This is a genomic window from Methyloceanibacter methanicus, from assembly GCF_001723285.1.
Lineage (GTDB): Bacteria > Pseudomonadota > Alphaproteobacteria > Rhizobiales > Methyloligellaceae > Methyloceanibacter > Methyloceanibacter methanicus.
In genome coordinates this window covers 224,208-247,500 of sequence record NZ_LPWG01000011.1, presented here as the reverse complement: position 1 = coordinate 247,500, position 23,293 = coordinate 224,208, and the positions used below count along the sequence as shown (strand labels likewise).

At 57.7% G+C, this 23,293-nt stretch carries 21 protein-coding genes, 1 tRNA gene and 2 rRNA genes (1 of these 24 running past the window's edge); 19 read left to right on the top strand and 5 right to left on the bottom strand.

Annotated elements, in window-relative coordinates; translation table 11 throughout:
* The 4 genes from AUC68_RS08675 to AUC68_RS08660 all read left to right on the top strand — a co-directional run.
* Nucleotides 1–1,848 (top strand): 23S ribosomal RNA (locus AUC68_RS08675); it begins 886 nt to the left of the window's first position.
* Nucleotides 1,849–2,004: 156 nt separating this feature from the next.
* Nucleotides 2,005–2,119, top strand: a 5S ribosomal RNA gene (gene rrf / locus AUC68_RS08670).
* Between the two features lie 299 nt (nucleotides 2,120–2,418).
* Nucleotides 2,419–2,757 carry a hypothetical protein gene (locus tag AUC68_RS08665; protein WP_069437261.1) on the top strand — a complete coding sequence of 113 codons (339 nt, stop codon included), beginning with the start codon at nucleotides 2,419–2,421 and terminating at the stop codon, nucleotides 2,755–2,757.
* A gap of 143 nt (nucleotides 2,758–2,900) precedes the next feature.
* A complete protein-coding gene (locus tag AUC68_RS08660) occupies nucleotides 2,901–3,446 on the top strand; it encodes a formaldehyde-activating enzyme (protein WP_069437260.1) in 546 nt (181 codons plus the stop codon).
* A gap of 80 nt (nucleotides 3,447–3,526) precedes the next feature.
* Here the strand turns inward: AUC68_RS08660 and AUC68_RS08655 are convergent, their stop codons facing one another.
* Nucleotides 3,527–4,078: a cell wall hydrolase gene (locus tag AUC68_RS08655; RefSeq protein ID WP_069437259.1), complete on the bottom strand. Its 552-nt coding sequence runs from the start codon at nucleotides 4,076–4,078 to the stop codon at nucleotides 3,527–3,529.
* 461 nt (nucleotides 4,079–4,539) lie between these two features.
* Between AUC68_RS08655 and AUC68_RS08650 the strand changes: the two genes are divergently transcribed.
* A complete protein-coding gene (locus AUC68_RS08650) occupies nucleotides 4,540–5,091 on the top strand; it encodes a copper chaperone PCu(A)C (RefSeq protein ID WP_069437258.1) in 552 nt (183 codons plus the stop codon).
* Between the two features lie 16 nt (nucleotides 5,092–5,107).
* Here AUC68_RS08650 and AUC68_RS08645 read toward each other — a convergent pair whose 3' ends face one another.
* The gene (locus AUC68_RS08645) at nucleotides 5,108–6,619 is read right to left on the bottom strand and encodes an ArnT family glycosyltransferase (RefSeq protein WP_069437257.1); all 1,512 of its coding nucleotides are present in this window, start codon (nucleotides 6,617–6,619) and stop codon (nucleotides 5,108–5,110) included.
* A gap of 158 nt (nucleotides 6,620–6,777) precedes the next feature.
* Here AUC68_RS08645 and AUC68_RS08640 point away from each other — a divergent pair, with 158 nt between their 5' ends.
* The 12 genes from AUC68_RS08640 (at nucleotide 6,778) to AUC68_RS17730 (ending at nucleotide 19,901) form a co-directional block, all read left to right on the top strand.
* A complete protein-coding gene (locus AUC68_RS08640) occupies nucleotides 6,778–7,581 on the top strand; it encodes a glycosyltransferase family 2 protein (protein ID WP_069437256.1) in 804 nt (267 codons plus the stop codon).
* A 5-nt stretch (nucleotides 7,582–7,586) separates the two neighbouring features.
* Nucleotides 7,587–7,958: a lipid-A-disaccharide synthase N-terminal domain-containing protein gene (locus tag AUC68_RS08635; protein WP_069437255.1), complete on the top strand. Its 372-nt coding sequence runs from the start codon at nucleotides 7,587–7,589 to the stop codon at nucleotides 7,956–7,958.
* A 230-nt stretch (nucleotides 7,959–8,188) separates the two neighbouring features.
* Nucleotides 8,189–8,265: transfer RNA gene (locus tag AUC68_RS08630), tRNA-Met, on the top strand.
* A gap of 141 nt (nucleotides 8,266–8,406) precedes the next feature.
* Nucleotides 8,407–9,150: an N-terminal phage integrase SAM-like domain-containing protein gene (locus AUC68_RS17745; RefSeq protein WP_244500456.1), complete on the top strand. Its 744-nt coding sequence runs from the start codon at nucleotides 8,407–8,409 to the stop codon at nucleotides 9,148–9,150.
* Nucleotides 9,108–9,674, top strand: a complete 567-nt coding sequence (locus tag AUC68_RS17740) for a site-specific integrase (RefSeq protein WP_244500455.1) — start codon at nucleotides 9,108–9,110, stop codon at nucleotides 9,672–9,674. The genes AUC68_RS17745 and AUC68_RS17740 overlap by 43 nt, the downstream gene beginning before the upstream one ends.
* A gap of 143 nt (nucleotides 9,675–9,817) precedes the next feature.
* Complete coding sequence (locus tag AUC68_RS08620; protein ID WP_141701170.1) at nucleotides 9,818–10,006, top strand: DUF4258 domain-containing protein; 189 nt, start codon at nucleotides 9,818–9,820, stop codon at nucleotides 10,004–10,006.
* Between the two features lie 9 nt (nucleotides 10,007–10,015).
* Nucleotides 10,016–11,749: a restriction endonuclease subunit S gene (locus AUC68_RS08615; RefSeq protein WP_069437254.1), complete on the top strand. Its 1,734-nt coding sequence runs from the start codon at nucleotides 10,016–10,018 to the stop codon at nucleotides 11,747–11,749.
* 13 nt (nucleotides 11,750–11,762) lie between these two features.
* A complete protein-coding gene (locus AUC68_RS08610) occupies nucleotides 11,763–13,427 on the top strand; it encodes a type I restriction-modification system subunit M (RefSeq protein ID WP_141701169.1) in 1,665 nt (554 codons plus the stop codon).
* Nucleotides 13,330–14,415 carry a restriction endonuclease subunit S gene (locus AUC68_RS08605; RefSeq protein WP_280138547.1) on the top strand — a complete coding sequence of 362 codons (1,086 nt, stop codon included), beginning with the start codon at nucleotides 13,330–13,332 and terminating at the stop codon, nucleotides 14,413–14,415. Before AUC68_RS08610 ends, AUC68_RS08605 begins: the two co-directional genes overlap by 98 nt.
* 1 nt (nucleotide 14,416) lies before the next feature.
* Nucleotides 14,417–16,516 (top strand): GmrSD restriction endonuclease domain-containing protein, encoded by a 2,100-nt coding sequence (locus tag AUC68_RS08600; protein WP_069437252.1) that lies wholly within the window; start codon nucleotides 14,417–14,419, stop codon nucleotides 16,514–16,516.
* On the top strand, nucleotides 16,513–18,519 hold the full coding sequence (locus AUC68_RS17735) for a DEAD/DEAH box helicase family protein (RefSeq protein ID WP_244500454.1): 2,007 nt from the start codon (nucleotides 16,513–16,515) through the stop codon (nucleotides 18,517–18,519). Before AUC68_RS08600 ends, AUC68_RS17735 begins: the two co-directional genes overlap by 4 nt.
* Nucleotides 18,429–19,901, top strand: a complete 1,473-nt coding sequence (locus AUC68_RS17730; protein WP_244500472.1) for a type I restriction-modification enzyme R subunit C-terminal domain-containing protein — start codon at nucleotides 18,429–18,431, stop codon at nucleotides 19,899–19,901. Before AUC68_RS17735 ends, AUC68_RS17730 begins: the two co-directional genes overlap by 91 nt.
* A 72-nt stretch (nucleotides 19,902–19,973) precedes the next feature.
* Here the strand turns inward: AUC68_RS17730 and AUC68_RS17725 are convergent, their stop codons facing one another.
* The 3 genes from AUC68_RS17725 to AUC68_RS08585 all read right to left on the bottom strand — a co-directional run bounded on the left by AUC68_RS17725 (nucleotide 19,974) and on the right by AUC68_RS08585 (nucleotide 21,886).
* Nucleotides 19,974–20,405 (bottom strand): ubiquitination-like system serine protease family protein, encoded by a 432-nt coding sequence (locus AUC68_RS17725; protein ID WP_083240564.1) that lies wholly within the window; start codon nucleotides 20,403–20,405, stop codon nucleotides 19,974–19,976.
* Between the two features lie 100 nt (nucleotides 20,406–20,505).
* A complete protein-coding gene (locus tag AUC68_RS08590) occupies nucleotides 20,506–21,588 on the bottom strand; it encodes a ThiF family adenylyltransferase (protein WP_244500453.1) in 1,083 nt (360 codons plus the stop codon).
* Nucleotides 21,563–21,886 (bottom strand): multiubiquitin domain-containing protein, encoded by a 324-nt coding sequence (locus AUC68_RS08585; RefSeq protein ID WP_244500452.1) that lies wholly within the window; start codon nucleotides 21,884–21,886, stop codon nucleotides 21,563–21,565. Before AUC68_RS08585 ends, AUC68_RS08590 begins: the two co-directional genes overlap by 26 nt.
* Nucleotides 21,887–22,026: 140 nt before the next feature.
* On the opposite strand from AUC68_RS08585, the gene AUC68_RS08580 reads away from it, so the two are divergent.
* Together AUC68_RS08580 and AUC68_RS08575 are read left to right on the top strand one after the other, a co-directional pair.
* Nucleotides 22,027–22,350, top strand: coding sequence for a helix-turn-helix domain-containing protein (locus AUC68_RS08580; RefSeq protein WP_069437251.1), 324 nt, complete (start codon nucleotides 22,027–22,029; stop codon nucleotides 22,348–22,350).
* Nucleotides 22,347–23,258 (top strand): ImmA/IrrE family metallo-endopeptidase, encoded by a 912-nt coding sequence (locus AUC68_RS08575; RefSeq protein WP_069437250.1) that lies wholly within the window; start codon nucleotides 22,347–22,349, stop codon nucleotides 23,256–23,258. The genes AUC68_RS08580 and AUC68_RS08575 overlap by 4 nt, the downstream gene beginning before the upstream one ends.
* Nucleotides 23,259–23,293 lie beyond the last annotated feature (35 nt).

Genomic DNA, 23,293 nt, shown 5'->3' with positions numbered 1-23,293 from the left:
ACCAAACTCCGAATACCGAGAAGTACTATCCGGCAGACACACTGCGGGTGCTAAGGTCCGTAGTGGAAAGGGAAACAGCCCTGACCGCCAGCTAAGGTCCCTAAGTAATGGCTAAGTGTGAAAGGATGTGAGAATCCCAAAACAACCAGGAGGTTGGCTTAGAAGCAGCCATCCTTTAAAGAAAGCGTAACAGCTCACTGGTCTAAATAAGGGTTCTTGCGCCGACAATGTAACGGGGCTTAAGCCATTCACCGAAGCTGCGGGTGTGCTATGCACGCGGTAGCGGAGCGTTCCGTAAGCCTGCGAAGGGTACTCGCGAGAGTGCCTGGAGGTATCGGAAGAGCGAATGCTGACATGAGTAACGACAAGAAGTGTGAGAGACACTTCCGCCGAAAGTCCAAGGGTTCCTGCGCAATGCTAATCAGCGCAGGGTTAGCCGGCCCCTAAGGCGAGGGCGAAAGCCGTAGTCGATGGGAACCACGTTAATATTCGTGGGCCAGTGGGTGTGTGACGAATTCCGTAAATTGTTCGGTCTTATCGGATTGACCGGGCAATGAAGGAGTTCCAGGAAATAGCCCCCACGTGAGACCGTACCCGAAACCGACACAGGTGGACTGGTAGAGTATACCAAGGCGCTTGAGAGACTACGTTGAAGGAACTCGGCAAAATACCCCCGTAACTTCGGGAGAAGGGGGCCCCATACTTGGGCAACCAGGTATGGGGGGCACAAGCCAGGGGGTGGCGACTGTTTATTAAAAACATAGGGCTCTGCGAAGTCGCAAGACGACGTATAGGGTCTGACGCCTGCCCGGTGCCGGAAGGTTAAGAGGAGGAGTGCAAGCTCTGAATCGAAGCCCCGGTAAACGGCGGCCGTAACTATAACGGTCCTAAGGTAGCGAAATTCCTTGTCGGGTAAGTTCCGACCTGCACGAATGGCGTAACGACTTCCCCACTGTCTCCAACGTAGACTCAGTGAAATTGAATTCCCCGTGAAGATGCGGGGTTCCTGCGGTTAGACGGAAAGACCCCGTGCACCTTTACTATAGCTTTACACTGGTATTCGTGACTGCATGTGTAGGATAGGTGGGAGACTTTGAACCAGGGGCGCAGTTCCTGGGGAGTCAACCTTGAAATACCACCCTTGTAATTATGGATATCTAACTGCGACCCGTTATCCGGGCCCAGGACAGTGTATGGTGGGTAGTTTGACTGGGGCGGTCGCTCCCAAAGAGTAACGGAGGCGTACGAAGGTGGGCTCAAGCTGGTCGGAAATCAGCTGACGAGTGCAATGGCATAAGCCCGCTTGACTGCGAGAGCGACAGTTCGAGCAGAGACGAAAGTCGGTCATAGTGATCCGGTGGTCCCGAGTGGAAGGGCCATCGCTCAACGGATAAAAGGTACGCCGGGGATAACAGGCTGATGATGCCCAAGAGTCCATATCGACGGCATCGTTTGGCACCTCGATGTCGGCTCATCACATCCTGGGGCTGGAGCAGGTCCCAAGGGTTCGGCTGTTCGCCGATTAAAGTGGTACGTGAGCTGGGTTTAGAACGTCGTGAGACAGTTCGGTCCCTATCTGCCGTGGGTGTAGGAGAATTGAGAGGATCTGTCCCTAGTACGAGAGGACCGGGATGGACGTACCTCTGGTGGACCTGTTGTCGCGCCAGCGGCACAGCAGGGTAGCTAAGTACGGAAGGGATAACCGCTGAAAGCATCTAAGCGGGAAGCCCACCTCGAAACGAGTTCTCCCTTGAGAGCCGTGGAAGACCACCACGTTGATAGGCTGGATGTGGACGCGCAGCAATGCGTGTAGCTAACCAGTACTAATCGCTCGATCGGCTTGATTGCTTTCATTGTCAGTACCCATCTTTACCGTGCTACCGGCCTAGCGGCCTACTTGAGCACGATGATGGGTGGACGTTGCCGCAACCCGCGCTCAAGTAGCGCGAAGCGCGGTAGCGCCCTTAAGAGACCAGATTTTCGTTGCTAACCGTTCTTTGCTGGCCTGGTGATTTTGGCGGAGCGTCTACACCCGATCCCATCCCGAACTCGTCCGTGAAAAGCTCCAGCGCCGATGGTACTAAGTCTCAAGACTTGGGAGAGTAGGTCGTCGCCAGGCTTGCTAAGAACGGTTGGCCGTCACGTCGCTGCCGGCAGTCAGAGAGCTGCCCAAAGGCGCGATGCTGTATCGAGATTTCCCCTCTTTCACGATTGTTGGCGCCGCCATAGAGCGTTGCGCCGGACTCACAAGACCGCCGTCTGGGTTTTCCCAGCGGCGGTTTTTTGTTTGCTGCGGCGATGCCTCCATCCATTCGGGCGGACGGCTGCGTAGGCGCAAGGCTGGGCCTCGCCGCGGGCCATAGCCGCTGTCATAGATGCGCGCTAGGATTGTATCCTGACCAGATGGGAGGGGGCCGAATGAAAGAGCTTCTCAGTGCTGCATGCGCCGTCGCGCTTTTCGCCGGTCTGTTGGTGGGCGCTGAGCCGGTGCTGGCCTATAGCGGCGAGGTGTACACGGTTTGCCGCCTCGACCCGCGCGGCGACAATTATCTTTCCTTGCGCACCTGCCGGTCGAGCCGATGTCCCGAAATACGGCGTCTTCGACCGGGGCAATTCCTTTGGACGGAGGAGCCCTTTCCTCAGAAAGGGTGGCGAGCCGTCCTCCTTATGCGCGACATCAATGACGAGTATGCAACCAACCAGCCGCGCGGCTATGTCTTCGAGAAATATATCTGCTACGTGGACATGACGCAGTAGACGTGGCCGGCGACGGTAACGGCCGCTCGACTGCGCGGCTTTTTCGCCTCGGGCGTTGCGATGCGTGGCGCGTCCCTCCATAGTCCGCCCGGCTTAATTTCCAGCGTCTTCAGTGCAACACAAAAGAGGGAACAAGACAGATCATGTCTGACCGTATTGTCATGAGAGTGGGCGAGAGCCTTGTCGCCGGCGGACCGCCCGGCACGGCCGCGGAACCCGAGGTCGCGATCGGCGAGATGGACGGGCCGATGGGCAGCGCCTTCGCCAATCTGCTCGGGGATCAGGTGAAGGGGCACAGCCGAGTGCTGGCGCTGCTCAACACCGACGTCATGGTGCGCCCGCCGACGATCTGCGTCAGCAAGGTCACGGTCGACGATTCGCGGTACACGAACATCCTTATGGGCACCGTACAGTACGCGACGGCGATGGGCGTTCTCGATGCGGTACGTTCGGGTGACATCCCCAAGGACAAGGCGGACGAGCTCGGCATCATCGTGTCGGTGTGGCTCAACCCGGGCATCGTCGATGTGGAGAATCTCGATCATCAAGTCCTGTTCGATATCCACCGCAAGGCGACCTGGCAGGCCATACACAAGGCCATGACGTTCGAGCCTTCGATCGACTGGCTGCTCGAGAACCAAGACAAGGTCGTGCACAAATATTTCGAGAAGGGCTTGAAGGGCGAATAGCCCGAGCCATCGCGTTCAAGCACAGAGAGCCGTCGCGGGTCCGCTCGTGGCGGCTTTTGCTTGTGCCCGTGGGAATGCCGCTAGCGCCCGGCGGCCTCGGTTTCGCAAGCGAGCGAGATCGCGCCGGTGTTCTCGGCGTCTTGGCATGGGACGGCTGAGGCGTCCGCGCCGGCGAGGATCGTCGAGGCGCGGCGCGTGAGGTTTTGGACCGGGGTCGCTTTGGCCGTCGAAACGCTGCCCGTGTATTCGTGCTGCCAGCGCCGGCCCGGTTTGAGGTAGAAGGCGTTGCCGCCCGCGACCGTCATGTATTTGGCGGGGTAGGGGTTCTTGTAGCTGGCGGCGTGGAAATGCATGGCCGGCCCCACCTTCGGATGGCGCCCGCCCTTGAGGACGGCATCGGCCGCGTGGACGGCCGTCTTCATTTGCTTGGGATCCATGGACCGGGTCAGGACCCCTTGCGCGAACTGACGATTCTGCCCGACGACGCCGCAGATCGTATTGGGAAAGCGCTCGGACTCGACACGGTTCATGACCACCGTACCCACGGCCATGGACCCGTCGAAGCTCGAACGGTTGGACTCGAAATACATGGCGCGGACGAGACATTCCCGCTCGTCGGTCGTCGCGGCCATGGGCAGCCCCACAGGCGAACGCCCAGAGCAGCCGTTCAAGCACAACGCCGCGACGGTGACGGCGAAGGCCGCCGCAAGGTATGTCCCCCGGGTCGTCAGTTAGGATCCCTTTCGGTCGCGAAGTCCCCCGTGGCCGGGTCCTGTCGGTTGGGGCCGACCGGGCCGGCTGCCGGTCCGGACGGACAGGCCAGCAACGATCCTATCGCTCAAAAGTTGCGATGAGATTGACGCGATAAGCTTTCTACGCTTTCTAAGCCACGGACTGCGGCGGCTCAACGGAATCATTAAGGTCTTTACATTTTGAATTCAATGGCCCGCACCATGCGTCTTGCAAGCGATTGATTTCGCTCGCCAGAGCGACCGAGCGCCGCACGCGACACCACGGCACAACACGCACGATCCTTGGAAGCGTAAGTGTAGCCCTGTTCCCACACAGTGGATGACACTTGTGGTTGTAGATCATGAACTTTCTGGAGGTGATGATGGGGCGTATGACGAGGCAGCACTTGATCGAAGTTGGGCTCGCTCTTGCGTTGACATTCGTCGCCTGCTTGTTCGTCGCCTTGGCCGTGTGGGCCGACCAGGGAACCGGCGTCGTCGTTTCCGACGCGTGGGCGCGTCCGACGATCGGGGACGGTCGCGTGACGGCGGCGTATATGACAATTCAGAATGCCGGTACCGCGGAGGATGTGCTGCGGAGCGCGCAGTCCCCCAAAGCCGCGCGGGTCGAAATCCATGAGACGACCATGACCGATGACGGCATCATGAAGATGAGACCCCTGGAAAACGGGCTCACCATCCCGGCCGGCGGATCCGCATCGCTCAAGCCTGGGGGCGCCCATGTCATGGTCATGGGGCTCGATGGCGAACTGGCCAAGGGCGGCACCCTTCCGTTGACGTTGGAGTTCGAAATGGCCGGCCCGATCGAGATTTCGGTGCCGGTGGGGACAGGGCCGTCCCATGCTGGCGGCAAAGACGGCTCCGGCGCCGCGCCGGATCACCAGCATCATTGAGCGCCGTTCGCGCGTCCTAGTTCGCACCGTGAAAGCCTGATAGCGCGCAGGCGTGAAGCGTCCGCGTTTTGTTTCGCACCAACGGGATTTGGACCCGCGGCAGCATCGTCACGGTGTCGAAGTGGTGCGTGATGTTCGTGCGACAAGCGCGCAGCGAGACCAGAAGCACCGGCTCCGGCGTGCCGCCCACGAAGGGGCGAGTCATCTCGTAGTGATGGTGCGGCTCGGGCCTTCGTTTCCAGACATAGACGGGTGTCTCGGCGTCTCTCATGTAATAGAGCAGTTCGGCGGTCAGATCGCGCGTGTCCACCAGGACCGCGCCATATGTGTCTTCGGATAGAAGCTTGCGGACCGCATCGGCCGTCTCCTCCCACGCGATCGACGAGCGCAGGAACTCAAGCTGCTCGAACGGTGCCCAGTTGCGTGCGAAAGCCGGCGCGATGCCGATGAACGCGGCGACGAGAAGGTGTAGCGCCATGGAGATCGCCATCAGCGCGCGCCGTCCGTGTTCCAGCAAGATCGCCGTGACGAATACGGTGGCGGCGGGATAGGCCGTCGCGGCCCAGTTGCCGTGCGCGCGCGACAGCAGGGCTTGGATCATGAGCGCCATGAGGATCGGCAGCGAGAAACAAAGGAGCAGCGTCTTGTTGGACTCCTCGGGGCGGCCAATATGGCGGACGGCGCCCCGGGCAAACACCGCAAGCAGGATCGGCCCGAACAGCGCGAATTGCGCGACGATGAACTCCGCGAGCGCCAGCGGATGAAGATAGGGCGCGCGCCAGCCCATATTGTCTCCGGTGTGCTTTGCGGTGGGCCAGCCGTGTTCGGCGTTCCACACGATGTTCGGCGAAAACAGGGCGATCGCGATGAGCGCGGCGACAACGGCGCGGCCGCCCAGAAGCGCCTGCCGCGCCTCGCGCGAGACGATCGCGTGGCAGGCAATGCACAACACCGCGTAGACCATGGCCTGCTTGGCCAGGAGCCCCGTACCCATGGCGAGGCCCAAGAGGATGGCGAACCCCATGCTTTGCCGCTTCACCAGCATGACCCAGAACAGGAGCATCAGCGTCCAGAGGAAGATCAGCGGCGCGTCGGTGGTGATAAGTGCGGAGGCGTAGGAGACGCCCGGTAGCGTCGCGAAGACGATCGCGGTCCAGAACCCCGCGCGCGCATTGACGAGGACGCGGGCGATCACGAAGAGCAGTCCCGAGGTCAGCGTGTAGAGGATGGGCGAGGCGGCACGCGTGCAGGCCTCCGACACACCACAGGCTTCGTTCATGGCGCGGATGACCCAGGCGATCAGCGGCGGTTTGGAGAAATAGCCGAAGTCGAAATCGCGCGACCAGGTCCAATACTGCGCCTCGTCCATGACGAGATCGACCTTGGATGCGTAGAGGGCCACCAACCGGAAAGCCAGCAAGAGGCCAAGACACAGAAGCGTCAGAAGGGCATAGCCCCGATCTGACAGAGGCGGTCCGAAGGGCGCGCCGGACGGTCCGATCGCTTTCGACGTTTCGTGGGCGGGCAAGTTGAGTTCCTCAAGAGGCGCAGGCCGGGGTCTCAGCCCCTAGAGGGCTGAAATATTTATCATTCTTATGTCAGGGGCGTGGCATCCTACATCTGGACGTCAAACTTGAACATCACTATGGTCGCTTCGACCAGCACTCGCGTCCTGTAGGGGATCATATGCCAGGTGATTGGGCCTCGGGCGGCGCCGTCCGCATCTCCGTTGTTGTTCCTGCGTTCAACGAGCAAGGCAATATTGGCCGCTTGATCGAGGAAACCTACGCCGCCGTGCCGGAGTCCCTGCTCGGCGAGGTCATCGTTGTGGACGATGCCAGCGAGGATGCGACCGCCGCGGAGATCAAGGCCCTGATCCCCCGGTACGGCACGCTGCGCTATCTGCGCCATGGCCGCCGGGGTGGCCAGAGCGCCTCGATGCGCACGGCGATCCTGGCCGCGCGCTTCCCGGTGGTCGCGACCATGGACGGCGACGGGCAGAACGATCCGGCCGACATCGCGTCCCTGTTCGAGAAGCTTGGCGCGCCGGGTTCGGAGCCCGCGCTTGTGGGCGGGGTCCGGGCCTCGCGGAAGGACACCGGATCGAAGCGCTTTGCCTCGCGCTTCGCCAACTGGTTGCGGGACAGCGTTCTGAACGACGGGTGCCCGGATACCGGGTGCGGCATCAAGGTCTATCACCGCGACGCCTATCTGGCGCTACCCTACTTCACCAGCATGCACCGCTATCTTCCCGCCTTCTTCCTGACCTATGGCCATCAGGTGAGCTTTGCACCAGTCAACGACCGCCCGCGCTTGGCGGGACAGTCGAAATACACCAATTTGGGGCGTGCGCTGATCGGGATCTACGATCTCGTCGGGGTGAGCTGGCTGCGCAAGCGCACCGATATTCCGCCCGTGGCCGAACATGTCCACGGCGATGCCGCCAAGACCGGCGAGCGGCATATTCAATTGGTAAGCCAAAGGGGATAACGGCGATGGCGGCAAGTCTCGCGCAATGGTGGGCGGACAAGTCCGCGGCCGAGCTGATCTGGCTCGGCATCGGCCTGTTCGCGCAGCTGATGTTCTCGATGCGATTCCTGATTCAGTGGATCGCGACGGAGCGTGCGCGTGCGTCCATCGTGCCCGAGACGTTCTGGTATTTCAGCTTTCTCGGCGGCCTGATGCTGTTGAGCTATGCCATTCACCGCATGGATCCGGTCTTCATCATCGGCCAGGCGACGGGGCTGATCATCTATTCCCGCAACATCTACTTTATCTGGCAGGGCAAGAGGGTCGACGAAGGCCCCCCGGAAGTCCCCTTGGACGGTGAGGCCACACCGTCCAAGGGTTCGAAGCAGGCGGTTTGAGGCAGGCGGCGCGGAGCAAGGCCTGAGGCACGCCGGGCTTTACAAAGCTGTCGTGAATCCCCTATAGAGGGGCCAGCGCCGCAGGCATCGGGGCCGCGAAAGTTTAGCGCTTCCAATCTTCTTAGAACCTATCTATAGGCTTCCCCCCCTTTCGCGGCGGCCCCTCCTTTACGAGGTTTCGGCGCTGCGCGAAGGGAAGGCCCTTTGTTTCCAAAGGCCGCTTGAATTGACGCGGGGTGGAGCAGCCCGGTAGCTCGTCAGGCTCATAACCTGAAGGTCGTAGGTTCAAATCCTACCCCCGCAACCAATCTCAAAAGAAAACAAGCCCTTGATTTTCAAGGGCTTTTTCTTTGCCCAGACTCCCCAAATTGACCCCCTGAATCAACCTGTGATACGCTAATATCAGTCGCACAAGACTCGCACAAAATCGCACAAAACGGGAGAGCCCATGGAAATACACAGAACCCTAGGCGACAAAGTCCGCATTTACCGCCGTCGCGACGGCGGCAATTGGCACTGCTCGACATTCCTCAAAGGCAAGGAATGGCGAAAAAGCACCAAGGAAAGGAGCCTCGCCAAGGCCAAGGACATCGCCGAGGACTGGTATTTTCAGCTTTGCGCCAAAGACCGCTATGGCGAGCTCAGCGCCGGCAAAACCTTCGCCCAGGCAGCGAAGAAGTTCGAAGAAGAATACGAGGCCATCACCCGCGGTCGCCGTAGCCCAAAATGGGTGCGCGGCCACAAGGACCGTATCCGCCTGCACCTCTTGCCCTTCTTTGGAAAAAAGGTCGTCTCCGAAATCACATCCGGCCTGGCGCAGGAATACCGCGTCCACCGGATGACCGAACCCAAGAAAGAACTTCAGGAGGCTGACAGCGCCGCCGAGGCAAAGCCGTGGAAGCCGCCTGCCCGCAACACCATCCACAACGAAATCGTGACCCTAAGCATGGTCCTGAAAACCGCCCAGCGCCATGGCTGGCTGGACCATGTTCCAAACCTTTCAGATCCCTATCGCCGCCAGAGCAAGATCGAGCGGCGGCCTGGTTCACGCCGAATGAGTATAAGCAGCTCTATGAGGCAACCCGGAAGAACGCCTCAAACCCGAAAAACAAGCGCTTCCAATGGCACGCGGAGCAGCTGCATGACTTCGTGCTCTTCATGGCAAACACGGGGCTTCGCCCAGACGAGGTAAAGCTTCTCGAATTCCGCGATGTGCAGGTCGTCGATGACGAGGCCACAAACGAGCGAATCTTAGAGATCGAAGTCCGCGGCAAACGCGGCGTCGGTTACTGCAAGAGCATGCCGGGGGCGGTGCGCCCCTTCGAAAGGCTGCTCGCGCGCAGGCGCCCAACAGAGGCGCAGGCCGCTGGTGACGGCGCTGAGTCGGTGCCGGCGGAAGCGCCCAAGGCCACCGACAAGCTTTTCCCGAATGAATTCAAAAAAATGTTCAACGGGATCCTCAGCGACAACAACCTCAAATTCGATCGCAACGGTAAGGCGCGCACGGCCTACAGCCTGCGCCACAGCTATATCTGCTTCCGTCTGCTAGAGGGGGCGGACATCTACCAGGTGGCCAAGAACTGCCGCACGAGCGTCGAGATGATCGAGAAGCACTATGCCGCTCACCTCAAGGACATGATCGACACGAGCCTGGTGAACGTCCGCAGGACGAAGCCCAAGAAAGGCGATGGCTCCGGCAGCCGGTCGGACATGTAAAAAATTTCACAATCCAAAAACAATCAGCTATTGACTTTTAAGTCAGGAGGACGACATATAGGCGACAACGGAGATTGGAGACGGCCATGCGCCTTAGCAAACACAGCGATTTACGAATGAACCAAAGGGCGATCGGCCGAGCCATGATCGACCTGGCCCTTAATCAAGGGCGGTGCGAGCAGGACAAATATGTCCTCGATCGGCGCGAGGTCGATCGGCGCCTGGAAGAAATCAACCGCGAGCGCGGGTTGTTACTAAAGGTCCGAGACAAGGGTGGACTGGTGGTTGTGGCCGAGGGCAACACCGTTATCACGGCCTACAAGCGAAGTTAGGGGGAAAAGATGAAAGCGGATACTGTCTTAAGTCACTTCGTCTTGGCCGACGCGCTACGCGGCCTGCGGTTCGACCCGGTCCATGCCGGCACGGCCCTTTCTCTCATGCTTCTATGGTCGCGGCTTCCGGCGGCCAGATTGAAGGGTCTGCCCTCGTTCAAGGATGTATCCGCCGAATTCGTTCTCGCGGAGCCGACGAAAGTTGCAAAGACTCTTTGTGCTGAAAACGCGGAAGACGTTGCGCGGCTGTTGGCCGAGCTTCGGCCCGGTGAGCTTGAGAGTCTCCGTCGCGCTTTGCTGGATGTCCTTAACACTGGACAGCCAGTAAGCGAAATCGCTGAGTCAGTTCTACAGTATTGCACGCCAGAAACCTGGGCTTCCAAGGAGCTATCCGACAGAGTGCTGGCGATTCTTGACGCCGGGAAGGGCGCGCGAATCCAGTGCGCTTTTTCCTTCGTGATGCGTCCCGCCTGGAATCTGTCGAAGCAAGCCCACGTTGATCTTAGTGTTGAGCAGAAGAGTTTGGTGCCCATCCTTTCGATGCTTGCCTCGGCGTGCGAACGGACACTTCAGGTTAGCGTGAAGCCGATAAGTTCCCTGGCAGCCGAGCCGAAGGGCCGAGAGGCTTATGACCATGCGCTGATCTTCCCGCCGATTGGCATGCGCCAGAAGCTCGAAACGATCGGCGATTATGCAAGTACCGAGGCGCTTGGTGCCCGGTGGGGTGCACATATCGGACGCTGGAGGAGTGTTGTCGTCGTCGGTAATGGGTTGCTGTTCCGAACATCGAGCAGAGATGCGGCCTTCAAGCAAGAGCTCGTTTATGACGACGGACTGGAGGCCGTGGTTTCCCTGCCGCGCGGCGCTTGGCCCAGGAGCGCCATGGCTGTTTCGGCGCTCGTTTTTTCGGACAAGGATCGGCTCCAGAATAGCAAGCAGTCCGTAAGGTTCATTGATGCAAGTGATCCTGAAACTCTGGATAACCGGACGCTTAGTAAGCTGGTGGCAGGCGATGGTAGGCACCCTCTGTCTGTTGATTGTACCTTTGCTGAGCTGTCGAAATCAGCCTTCAACCTGTTAGTCGACCGCTACGTGCTCGACGCCGAGAGCAGGCGCAACAGAGAGCTTCTTAGAAACCGGGAGACGGTGAGGCTTTCGGATATTGCGGACGTGCGAAGGCCACAGGCTCTCCCCCGCGGTCGCAAAGGAGCTTTATTTGAGGTGCGGGAAGCTTTGCTCGCGGACATCAAAAATGGGCGCTTGGATCTGCCGGAGAAGCTAAGTGAACTTCCGCAGTCGGGCGCCGCCAAAATCGAAAGCTCCATTCTGAGATCAGGAGACATCTTGCTCTCGATCAAGGGCACCATTGGCAAATCGACGTTGGTCACAGCGAAAGTAATCGCCGAGAGCAAACCCGTGCCTGTCGTTCCCGGACAGTCCTTTGTCATAATCCGGCTGCGCAAGGGAAGCGCCATCGGCGACCCGCAGGTTTTGCTCGGCTATCTCCGTTCGCCCATCGCGCAATCCCTCCTTCAGGGAATGGCTGGTGGCACCACGATTGCTAACGTCGCAATGGGTGAGCTGAAGCATCTGGAAGTGCCCATCCCGAGCCCGGAGGCCCAAGCCCAGATTGTCGCGGAATACGATAAGCTTGCGAAAATTCAATCAGAGATTGATAAACTCAAAGAAAAAATGAAGAATACGGAAGAACATATAACCAACCTCGCGGTTGGCGATAACTAGGGGGCGCGTTGTTATGCTGACCGGCGAAATAAGAAACCAAGTTGATCAAATCTGGAATGCCTTCTGGTCAGGAGGCGTGTCGAACCCGCTCTCGGTCATCGAGCAGATCACCTATCTATTATTCATAAAGCGCCTCGATGAGTTGCAGACGCTAGAGGAAAGCAAAGCTGAAGCTCTAGGCATACCGATCGAGCGCCGCATCTTCCCTGAAGGTAACGACGACAAGGGGCGACCCTACGCCGACATGCGCTGGTCGCGGTTCAAGAACTTCGAGCCGCGCGAAATGATGACGGTGGTCGACGAGCATGTCTTTCCCTTCCTGCGGACGCTCGGGGAGGAGGGCTCAAGCTACGGCCAGCACATGAAGGATGCGCGGCTAGGCTTCAGCAATCCGGCGCTGCTCGCCAAGGCTGTCGAGATGCTCGACAAAATCCCGATGGAGGATCGGGACACCAAGGGCGACCTCTATGAGTACATGCTCGGCAAGATCGCGAGCGCTGGCCAGAACGGTCAGTTTCGTACGCCGCGTCACATTATCCGGCTGATGGTCGAACTGACGAAGCCGACGCCGGACGACGTGATCTGTGATCCTGCCGCTGGTACTTGCGGCTTCCTCGTCGCGGCCGGCGAATATCTGCGCGAGAACCATCCAAAGCTCTTCCGCGATGAGATGAAGCGCAAGCATTTCCACGAAGGCATGTTCCACGGCTTCGACTTTGACGCGACGATGCTACGCATTGGTGCCATGAACATGACTCTGCACGGCGTAGAAAACCCTGATGTCAGCTACCGCGACAGCCTGGCCCAGGACCACGCGGCTGATGCCGGAAAATATTCGCTCGTCCTCGCCAATCCGCCTTTTGCGGGATCACTTGATTACGAAGCGACGGCCAAAGACCTTCAGCAGATCGTCAAAACGAAAAAGACTGAGTTGCTCTTCCTTGCGCTCTTTCTTCGGCTGCTTAAGACCGGCGGGCGCGCGGCCGTGATTGTGCCCGATGGTGTGCTGTTCGGCTCATCCAAGGCTCACAAGGAGCTGCGTCGTATACTGGTGGAGGAGCATAAGCTCGATGCCGTGATCAAAATGCCCACTGGGGTGTTTCGTCCCTATGCCGGTGTTGCTACAGCAATTCTAATTTTTACCAAGACCGGCGTCGGCGGCACCGATCATGTCTGGTTCTACGATCTTCAGTCTGACGGATACTCCCTTGATGACAAACGCACGCCGCTTCTGCCGCCTAAAAAGCTAGGGCCGGTACCGGTCGAGGCATTATCTGAGGACGAGCACGCGAAGAACAACCTGCCGGATGTGCTGATGCGGTGGGAGGAGCGTGAGGAGCAGGAGCGTGAAAATCCCCGCACGGCACAAAGCTTTTGCGTGCCCAAAGCCGAAATTGCCGCGACCGGTAGCTATGATCTGTCGCTCAATCGGTACAAGGAGATTGAACACGAAGAACAGCATCATGACGCGCCGAACGACATCATTCGCGAGCTTCGCGGGCTGGAGAAACAAATCTCTGAGGCCTTACGAAGTTGGAGGCGATGCTCGGATGACCAGCAATGTCCTAAGAGCTGTTCCAATCGGCGAGTGTGTCGAGACCGTCCAAACGTGGAATCCGGCCCGAGAGGGCGGAGGGGGATCGTTTCGATATATCGACATCAGCAGCGTCCCGCATGACCGAAAGACGATAGCGATCAACGGGGAAATACCAACTTCCGAAGCGCCTAGTCGGGCTAGGCAGATCGTTGAGTCTGGTGACGTTCTTGTTTCCACAGTGAGGCCGAATTTAAATGCGGTCGCGTATGTTCCTGACGAGCTAAATGGCGCAACCGCATCAACGGGATTTTGTGTGCTTCGACCCGACCAAAAGCGTCTCGCGGGGCGATATCTATTTCATTGGGTGCAGTCACGGAAGTTCGTCGCCGACATGGTCAAGCAGGCGACGGGCCAGAGCTACCCGGCTGTGTCAGATAAGATCGTGAAGCTTGCCCAAATTCCCCTTCCGCCACTCCATGAGCAAAACCGTATCGCAGCTATTTTGGATAATGCAGATGACCTTCGACGTCTTCGCGGACGCGCCGTCGATCGACTCGGCGAACTTGGTCAGGCGATCTTCTGCGAGATGTTCGGCGACCCGCGAAATAACCCGAAGGGTCTAACAAAAAGGGCGCTTGGCTCGATTATCAAGGTCAGCAGCGGCGAAGGCCTTACCTCGAAAAACCAACGTCACGGTACTTATCCGGTCTACGGAGGAAACGGCATAAACGGTTACCACGATGAATTTCGGGTGCCGGAGGGGACTATTGTTATTGGACGCGTGGGCGTCTATTGCGGCGCCGTCCATGTAACCGCCGCTCCGGCCTGGGTAACGGACAACGCACTGATCGTTACCAAGAAGGACGCCTCAATAGATACGACGTATCTCGCCGACGCCCTCCGCTACGCGAACCTAAATCAGTACGCGAGCCGTTCGGCGCAGCCGCTGGTCTCCGGCAGCCGAATCTATCCCGTGGAAATTTTGGTGCCGGAGGCAGCCGAGCAAAACAAGTTTAAGAGCAGAATTTGTGAACGAAATGCTCTGGTAGAAAACGAGCGGGCGCATTTGGAGCAACTTGAAGCGCTTTTTTCGTCGCTTCAGAGCCGCGCCTTTCGGGGGGAGCTTTGATATGAAAGCAACCGAAGCAAGCTTCCTCGCCTTCCTGAAGAAGTCACCCCAGTTCGTGATCCCCATCTACCAGCGGACCTACTCCTGGACAGACAAAGAATGTCGACAGCTCTGGGATGATATCGTCCGGACCGGTAGCAACGACGAAATCTCAGTGCATTTTGTTGGGTCAATTGTCTACATCGAGGCGGGCCTATCTCAAGTTTCCCATCAGTCGCCGATGCTGGTGATCGATGGCCAGCAACGACTGACGACGGTGACGCTCATCCTTGCGGCCCTCGCTAATGCCCTCGGTGAGTCCGAGCCTGTAGATGGCTTCTCAGCACGCAAGCTTCGCAATTACTATTTGCTTAATCCGGAGGAGGCGGGTGAACGGCATCACAAGCTGTTGCTCTCGCAGACGGACAAGGCCACGCTGACGGCAATCGTATCCGGTGACGACGAGCCGGACGATTACTCGTTACGCGTGAAGCAGAATTTTGCGCTCTTTGAGGAGCTGATTGCTGGTTGCAGTGGGGACTTCACGGCGGTTTGCAACGGGCTTGCAAAGCTTGTCGTGGTGGACATCGCTCTAAATCGCGACCAGGACAATCCACAGCTCATTTTCGAAAGCATGAATTCGACTGGCCGCGAACTCAGTCAGGCTGACCTGATCCGCAATTTCATTCTGATGGGCCTGGAGCCGAAGCTTCAGACGCGGCTCTATGAGCAGTTCTGGAGGCCTATGGAGGTTGCCTTCGGTCAGGAAGCCTATGACACGTACTTCGACGCCTTTATGCGCCATTATTTGACGGTTAAGACCGGTGAGATTCCTCGGCTTGACGAAGTGTACGAGGCCTTTAAGGGCCACGCGCGCACGCCTGAGACGGCGGCAGCGGGTGTTGAAGCTCTCGTCAAGGATATTCGTGACTTTGCCCGATATTTCTGCGCGATGGCGCTCGGGCAAGAGGGCGAGAGCGATCTAAGGCTCGCGCTGCACGACCTTCGGGAGCTTAAGGTCGATGTCGCGTATCCGTTCCTTCTTGAACTCTATCATGATTACGCGACCAGCCTGCTTCAGAAGGCGGACTTGGTTGAGGTAGTCCGTTTGGTTGAGGCCTATGTGTTCCGCCGTGCGATCTGTTCGATCCCGACGAACTCGATGAACAAGACTTTCGCAACCTTCACCAAGGCGCTCAAGAAGGATCGCTATCTAGAAAGCATCAAGGCCCACTTCCTTACTCTTCCCTCGTACAGGCGCTTTCCGAATGATGACGAATTCGTACGCGATATGCAGACGCGTGATCTCTACAATTTCAGAAGCCGAAGCTACTGGCTGCGCCGCTTCGAAAACTACGATCGGAAGGAGCGCGTGAATGTTGATGAGTACACCATCGAGCACATCATGCCGCAGAACGATGATTTGTCGGCTGCATGGAAAAGTGCTTTGGGTCCGGAGTGGGAGCGCATCCATCAGACGTGGCTCCATACGCTCGGGAATCTAACACTTACGGGATACAACTCGGAGTACAGCGACAAGCCTTTCCTCGAAAAGCGAGACATGCCGGGAGGCTTTCGAGAGAGCCCACTCCGCGTTAACGCAGGCCTTGGTCAATTAGATCGATGGGATGAAGCAGCCATCAAGGCGCGCGCCGCCAATTTGGCTGGGATGGCTCCGAGTGTTTGGCGAGCACCGCACCTTTCACCAGAAATCCTGGCGGTCTATCGGCCGAAGGCGGCTCCGACTGCCACCTATTCGATCGAAGATCATCCGCACCTACTAACTCCTAACATGCGAGAGCTGTTCGAGGCCTTTCGCAAGGAGGTCCTCGCGCTCGATCCCTGTGTGACTGAAGAATTCTTGAAGCTCTATGTCGCTTACAAGGCCGAGACGAACTTCGTCGATGTTGTGCCCCAAGCGAAGCAGCTCAGGCTTTCGCTCAACATGGCTTTCGCCGAAATCAGTGATCCCAGAGGACTCTGCAAAGATGTGGCGGGCCTCGGCCGTTGGGGTAATGGCGACGTTGAGGTGCGGCTCAGCACTATCGACGAAGTACCATATGTGATCGGGTTGGTTCGTCAGTCGCTTGAAAGGCAGCTAGGAAACGGGGGAGCTGAATGAGCCAGTTTTCCTTCCTGCAATCTGATTTCTCACCGGTTTTCGACCATGCCCGCAAGGCAGAGGTTGCAGCGCTGAACGACCCACGGGCAGCCTGCTTCTATGCGCGGCTGGCTTTGGAGACCGCCGTGAAGTGGATGTATGCGCATGATGCCGCGCTGCGCCAGCCCTATAACGACACGCTTTCTGCGCTGATCCATGAAGGGAGCTTTCGCGCCCTTGTCGGCAGTGCGCTGGTAACTAAGGCGCGAATTATCAAAGACCTTGGGAATCGGGCCGTTCATGACACGCGCCCCGTGGCAGCGCAGGCCGCGACTACCACGCTGCGCGAGCTCTTTCATTTTTCCTATTGGCTCGTACGCACTTACGCGAGGGGTATAAAGCCAAATCCGGGAGTTCAGTTCGCTCCAGGCGACTTGCCGAAAACGACGCAGGTCGAGGAGACAACGCTCGCGCGACTGCAGACCATCGCCAAGGATTATGCAGACAAGGAGCAGGCTCAGGCGGAGGCGGAGTCTGCGCGCATCCAGACTGAGGAACAACGGGCAGAGCTTGAGACGCAGATTGCAAAGCTAAAGGCTGAAATTGCTGCGGTCAGGAATGCAAATGAGGCGGCGACCGACACGCATGATTACAGCGAGGCGCAGACCCGCGATGCCTTCATCGATCTTCTTTTGCACGAATCCGGCTGGCCACTCGATCAAGAGCGTGATCGTGAGTTCCCGGTAGCGGGCATGCCCAATAACACGGGCGAGGGATTCGTCGATTATGTGTTGTGGGGTGACGACGGAAAGCCGCTTGCCTTGGTTGAAGCCAAGAGGACAAAGCGTGACGCACGCGTTGGTCAGCAGCAGGCCAAGCTCTATGCCGATTGCCTAGAGAAGCAGTTCGGCCGCCGGCCGGTGATCTTCTACACCAACGGCTATGAGCATTGGATGTGGGACGATGAGAGCTATCCGCCGCGAAGCGTTCAGGGGTTCCTAAAAAAGGACGAGCTGGAGCTACTCATTCAGCGCCGGACGGCGCGCAAGTCTCTGGCGGCGGTTAACATCGATGGCGATATCGTCGAACGGCACTATCAACACCGTGCTATTCGCCGCGTTGGCGAGGCCTTCGAGAAGAATTGTCAACGTAAGGCGCTTCTTGTCATGGCGACTGGCGCGGGGAAGACCCGCACGGTCATTGCGCTAATTGACCAACTCATGCGCGCCAACCTGGTAAAGCGTGCGCTCTTTCTTGCCGATCGCGTTGCGCTCGTAAACCAGGCGGTAAATGCCTTCAAGGCGCACCTTCCCCACGTTGCGCCGGTCAACCTTGTTACCGACAAGTCAACCGAAGGCCGCGTTTACGTCTCGACCTATCCGACGATGGTAGGACTGATCGACGAAATGCAGAATGGTGTCCGGAGGTTTGGTCCTGGTCACTTTGACCTCATCGTCATTGATGAAGCCCACCGCTCTGTTTACCGCAAATACCGGGCAATCTTCGATTACTTCGATAGTTATCTGGTCGGGCTGACAGCCACGCCACGCGATGAGATTGACCGCGATACTTACGGGCTTTTCGAGCTTGAGCGCGGCGTGCCGACAGACTCTTACGATCTCGATAAAGCGGTTGCGGACGGCTATCTGGTCCCGCCCGAGGCCGTATCAGTGCCGCTGAAGTTTCAGCGCCAGGGCATCAAGTATGACGATCTTCCGGAGGACGAGAAGGAAGAGTGGGACGCACTTGAATGGTCAGAGGACGGGACCGTTCCTGACAGCGTAGACGCTGCTGCGGTCAACAAGTGGCTCTTTAACGCTGATACAGTGGACAAGGTGCTTGAGCACGTCGTGACCCACGGCCTCAAGGTGAATGAGGCGACAGACTCGGCAAGACCATTATCTTTGCCAAAAATCACAACCACGCGCACTTCATTGCCGAGCGCTTCGATGCGAACTATCCGCACCTTAAGGGGCATTTTGCGCGGGTCATCGACTTCAAAACCGAGTACGCCCAATCGCTGATTGATGACTTTTCCAATGTGGACAAGGCGCCACATATCGCAATCTCAGTCGATATGCTTGATACCGGCATTGACGTGCCCGAGGTCGTAAACCTGGTCTTCTTTAAGATCGTTCGCTCGAAGACAAAATTCTGGCAGATGATAGGGCGCGGGACCCGCCTTTGTCCTGATCTGTTCGGCCCTAGACGGCACAAGGACCGCTTCCTTGTTTTCGACTTCTGCCAGAACTTCGAGTTTTTCAATCAGAATCCACCGGTCACCGAAGGCGGTGTCGGCGCTTCGCTAGGTGAGAAGCTCTTCCGCGCACGCCTTGATCTTATCGGTGAGTTAGACGAGCGGAGCCAGGACTCCGACGCCGAGTCGCTTATTGTGTTGCGCAAGGGCCTAGTCGCGCACCTCTTTGAAGAGGTTCAGGGCATGAGCCTCGATAACTTTATCGTTCGGCCGCAGCGCCGGCACGTCGAGAAGTTCCAGGCCAAAGAAGCATGGAATGACCTAACGACAGAAGATCGCACTGAGCTTGCCGAACATATCGCCGCACTGCCAAGCGCCGTTGTCGATGACGATTTGGCGGCTAGGCAGTTTGATTACCTCATCTTGATGACGCAGCTTGCTTTGTTGCGGGCCGATCCGGCTTTTGTGGCGCTTCAGTCCCGCATCATGGGGATCGCCTCGCAGCTAGAAGAACTGGGCAATGTGCCTATGGTCTCCGCCGAGATGGCGCTCATTCTGGAAGTGCAGACAGACCAGTATTGGGAGGACATCAATCTTCCGATCCTGGAGACGCTGCGCCGTCGGCTGCGCCAGCTTTTCAAACTGATTGAGCCCGGCGAGCGGAATATCGTCTATACCGACTTTGAAGACGAGATCGGTCCAGGCGTTGACGTCACTCTGCCCATTGGGGCGTCGGGCACGGACAAGGCGCGCTTTCTAATGAAGGTTCGCCATTTCCTGTCCCAGCACAAAGATCACATTACAATTCAAAAGCTCAAACGAAACGAGCAGCTCACGCCGCAGGACCTTACGGAACTGGAGCGTATATTTGTCGACGAGGCGGTTGGTAGCTCGGAAGATCTGGATCGCATTCGCGCGGACGGCGGCCTCGGGCTTTTCATTCGCTCGCTCGTTGGTCTTGACCGCGAAGCAGCCAAGCATGCCTTGGCCGAGTTCATGGATGGACGGACAATGACGGCCAATCAGATTGAGTTTGTCGATCTAATTATCGATTACCTGACCGAGCGCGGACTCATCGACCCGCGCCGGCTCTATGAAAGCCCGTTCACGGACCTCGACGACCAGGGCGTTAGCGGTCTGTTTCCTGCGGCGGATGTGCAAGCATTAGTGCAGGTGCTCAATGAAGTGCGCGGCAGGACCGCAGCATAGGTCACCGAGGCAAGGTATCCGTCCGTGGTCATCTCAAAATCAAGCATCAATCTCAATCTGTGTGCAAAGCCGCTAGCGTGACCACCACTGCCGTAGCCGAGACCAAAGCCCCGGTCGAGGACTGCTTGTAGCGCTCTCTTTGGATTCGGCAGGCTTGCGGGCCCCATAGTATTGCTGCTTCATCAAGCGATCCCGCGCTCGGCCTGCTTCGACCTGCTCGGGGGTCCACTGGCCGGCCCATCTCACCACGCTCTTATCGATCCAATAGTGGGATTGGCACGCGAAGCCCCAATTGCCGACGGAGGGGGACAAGGAGACTGACACCCCGTCGTACGTCAGCCTCCAGTCGGTAGGACTGAGCGGGGTTACGACCTCGTGGCCGCAGCCGCAGCAACATTTGTGCACGACGGTGGCGTAGTCCATAGAAACATATAGTATTCGTTCTTCCAAATTTTCCGGAATGGCTTTAACGAAGCGGTGTTCTATTAATATTGGTGCTTTCATAGCTTATCTTCATTGATTATTACGTTTCCATCCAAAGTATAAGCTGCGAAGTGTTCCTGATCCAAATCAAGATAGAACCCAAACAGCTTTTTCCATTTAACTACCGCCAATGCTGCGTTGAGGGCGTTGAGGTCCGCGATCTGAATGTTGTGCGAATAGATGCCGTCGGCATCGCCGCCGGTAAGGCCGATACGATTCTTGTTTCTGATGTGCTCCCGCTTATCCAGCGTGCTTGTCGTAACTCTGAGGATGCCCTCCAGCTTGTCATCGACCACGTCGATGCCCATTCCACGTCGATGAAAGGAATGCCGAGCTCTTCGAGCTTCTCGATGATCGGGGGTTTAGCGTCACCGCGATCGACACAAACAAAGACAAACTTCATGCCTTCGAGGCAATCAGCGTTGGAGGCGTCGATATGGAAGTCATGGGGGATGATGCCGTTACGCATCGGCGCATAGCGTGCAGCCCAGTAGTGGACCTTCTTGGGAACTGCCTTCAATTGCTCGACGGAGGGCGCGCCGGGCGAGCGGAAGGCGTTGTACTGAAAGAAATCGTCACCGTCGAACAAGTGAATTTCCCGGACGGGCGTTTTGGCTATGAGGTCCAGCACATATGATCCGGTGCCGCCCAGACCGATGATGCCAACATTATCCAGCGCGAGCTTTTTGCTAACCGCCGTGATGCCAGCGCGGCTGGAGGCCGTATCAATATATTTGAAGATCGCGTCGGCATCTTGTGACTCGATCACGCGCCGCGTTTGCGCTGTGGCGTTCGCATCAATCGCTCGTGCGTGCCTTTCCAGGATTGCGGCGTAGGCCGTCATCTTTTCGTGATAGTCGTTGTAGCCTTGCCCCCCGACTGGCTTGCTCGAAAACGAGCGTTCGCTCACGAGATCATCGCAGATGGCCGTACGCTTCACCTGATGCTTGATCTGCGGAAGCTCGCGCCCGTGTTTATCGCACGGCTGCTCGCCGGTAAACATGACGACATGTGTGCTCGGCTTCGCAGTTCTATCGCCGGCGACATCAAGGATCGACACCAGGGCGCCGCGCCTTACCTTCCGCTCTGCGTTCACGTAGGGGACATTGTGGATGACGAGGTGGCCCTGCCTGATCTCCACCTCGTACCCATCATCCACTAGAGCTTGCAGGTCCGGGCTATGATTTATCAGTTGCTTTGACATTGAAGATCATGCCGTCCTTCACCTTGACGCTTTCGCCTTCGACCAAAATGCCTTCTGGCTTGTGGCCGTGCCCTCCGCGATACGTGATCGTGAAAACGATATTGTTGCCGGTCGGGACGGGATCGAAGGCGAGCGCTACGATTTGATCGAACGAATACTCGCCTTTGGGCACAGTCTTTTCGCGCCCGTTGACGACAATCGTGACGTCCTTCTTCTCTTGATCCGGCTTGCCGTGCTCCTCGTCAGTGGGGCGGCCGCTCTGGCCTTGGCCGTGCCCGTTGTCGAAGTCCTTCATCATTTGCCTATCCTCCAGGCGGTTTGAAATTTAGATACAAAAAGTTCGCTACTCTGAACACAATATGGCAGTTTGCCTATCGGAAGTCAAGGTGATAAAGTTCGGAATAACGAACAGCCAAAAAAACGAGGAAAGAGGCCTATATGCCAACTGCACTAGGGGAAAAGATTCAAAAGCTTAGGAAGGAAAAGGGTCTGACGCTGGAAAAGCTGGCGGACCTCACCGGGTCCAGCAAGAGCTATATTTGGGAGCTGGAGAACAAGAATCCACCCCGGCCTTCGGCCGAAAAGGTCGCGAGAATCGCCCATCAGCTCGGGGTCGAAATCGAATACCTCATTGATGAGGAGGAGAAGATTACGGAAGCAGACTCGATCGACGCGAAATTTTATCGTGAGTACCGGCGCATGACCCCGGAAACCAGAAAGAAGATTCGCGCGATGGCGAAGCTTATTGGTGACGAGGAATGAACGAGCAGTGGTCGCCAAAACGTTGGGCCAACGCTCTTACCACGATCCTGAACGCCGCGTTTGAACAAGATCGGTTCCCGGTGAACGTAAGCCAGCTAGCGCTCGATTATTCGCGGCAGCGCTTTCCGGATGATCCCATCACTCATGTGATGGGCGGTGAACTCCCGGGATTCGAGGGCGCGCTTATTCCTGCCGCCAACGGAAAGAAGGGCTGGGGGATTATCTACAACAGTGCGATCAGCTCGCCCGGTCGCATAAACTTCACCCTTGCACATGAATTCGGCCATTACCTTTTGCATCGTCTGAAATATCCGGATGGCTTCACATGCGGTGAGCAGGATATGGCGTCGTGGGACTCGGAATACCGGCAGGTGGAAAGCCAGGCCAATGATTTCGCGGCTACACTGCTCATGCCGTTAGATGACTTCCGCCGTCAAATCGAAGGGAGAGCAAAGCCCGACCTTGAGGCCCTTTGTATATGTGCCGATCGCTACAACGTATCCCTCATGGCTTCTGTTCTGCGCTGGCTTCAATATACCGAGCGACGCGCCATTCTGGTCGTCTCGCGCGACGGCTTCATTCTATGGGCGCGGTCAAGCACGCCGGCGTTGAAAACCGGCGCCTACTTTCGGACTGTAAACCAGCCGCCAATCTCAATTCCGCCCTTGTCGCTGGCTGCGCAGCGTCACCTTGTTCATGGCAGCAAGGGGATGGCCATTCACGATGCGGAAATTTGGCTCAAGGAGCCATGTGAAGAAGCGGTCCTATTTTCGGGCCAGTATGACTTCACGATCTCATTGCTGCATTTGGGCGAGGCACCGTCTCGGTTTGAACTGGACGAAGACACTGCCGAGGACACATACGACCGCATGACGAGCCGTACGCCTGGGTCATCCTGGCTGGCCTAGTTTCAGCTATCGGCCTTTCTGCGTTGGCGTTGGCC

Coding starts and splice junctions, on each gene's coding strand:
- AUC68_RS08600 (WP_069437252.1), top strand. CDS start 14,417: ATGAAAGCAACCGAAGCAAGCTTCCTCGCCTTCCTGAAGAAGTCACCC.
- AUC68_RS08575 (WP_069437250.1), top strand. CDS start 22,347: ATGAACGAGCAGTGGTCGCCAAAACGTTGGGCCAACGCTCTTACCACG.
- AUC68_RS08620 (WP_141701170.1), top strand. CDS start 9,818: ATGATCGACCTGGCCCTTAATCAAGGGCGGTGCGAGCAGGACAAATAT.
- AUC68_RS08610 (WP_141701169.1), top strand. CDS start 11,763: ATGCTGACCGGCGAAATAAGAAACCAAGTTGATCAAATCTGGAATGCC.
- AUC68_RS08650 (WP_069437258.1), top strand. CDS start 4,540: ATGAACTTTCTGGAGGTGATGATGGGGCGTATGACGAGGCAGCACTTG.
- AUC68_RS17745 (WP_244500456.1), top strand. CDS start 8,407: ATGGAAATACACAGAACCCTAGGCGACAAAGTCCGCATTTACCGCCGT.
- AUC68_RS08615 (WP_069437254.1), top strand. CDS start 10,016: ATGAAAGCGGATACTGTCTTAAGTCACTTCGTCTTGGCCGACGCGCTA.
- AUC68_RS08665 (WP_069437261.1), top strand. CDS start 2,419: ATGAAAGAGCTTCTCAGTGCTGCATGCGCCGTCGCGCTTTTCGCCGGT.
- AUC68_RS08655 (WP_069437259.1), bottom strand. CDS start 4,078: ATGGCCGCGACGACCGACGAGCGGGAATGTCTCGTCCGCGCCATGTAT.
- AUC68_RS17725 (WP_083240564.1), bottom strand. CDS start 20,405: ATGAAAGCACCAATATTAATAGAACACCGCTTCGTTAAAGCCATTCCG.
- AUC68_RS08585 (WP_244500452.1), bottom strand. CDS start 21,886: ATGATGAAGGACTTCGACAACGGGCACGGCCAAGGCCAGAGCGGCCGC.
- AUC68_RS08580 (WP_069437251.1), top strand. CDS start 22,027: ATGCCAACTGCACTAGGGGAAAAGATTCAAAAGCTTAGGAAGGAAAAG.
- AUC68_RS08635 (WP_069437255.1), top strand. CDS start 7,587: ATGGCGGCAAGTCTCGCGCAATGGTGGGCGGACAAGTCCGCGGCCGAG.
- AUC68_RS08640 (WP_069437256.1), top strand. CDS start 6,778: ATGCCAGGTGATTGGGCCTCGGGCGGCGCCGTCCGCATCTCCGTTGTT.
- AUC68_RS08660 (WP_069437260.1), top strand. CDS start 2,901: ATGTCTGACCGTATTGTCATGAGAGTGGGCGAGAGCCTTGTCGCCGGC.
- AUC68_RS17735 (WP_244500454.1), top strand. CDS start 16,513: ATGAGCCAGTTTTCCTTCCTGCAATCTGATTTCTCACCGGTTTTCGAC.
- AUC68_RS08590 (WP_244500453.1), bottom strand. CDS start 21,588: ATGTCAAAGCAACTGATAAATCATAGCCCGGACCTGCAAGCTCTAGTG.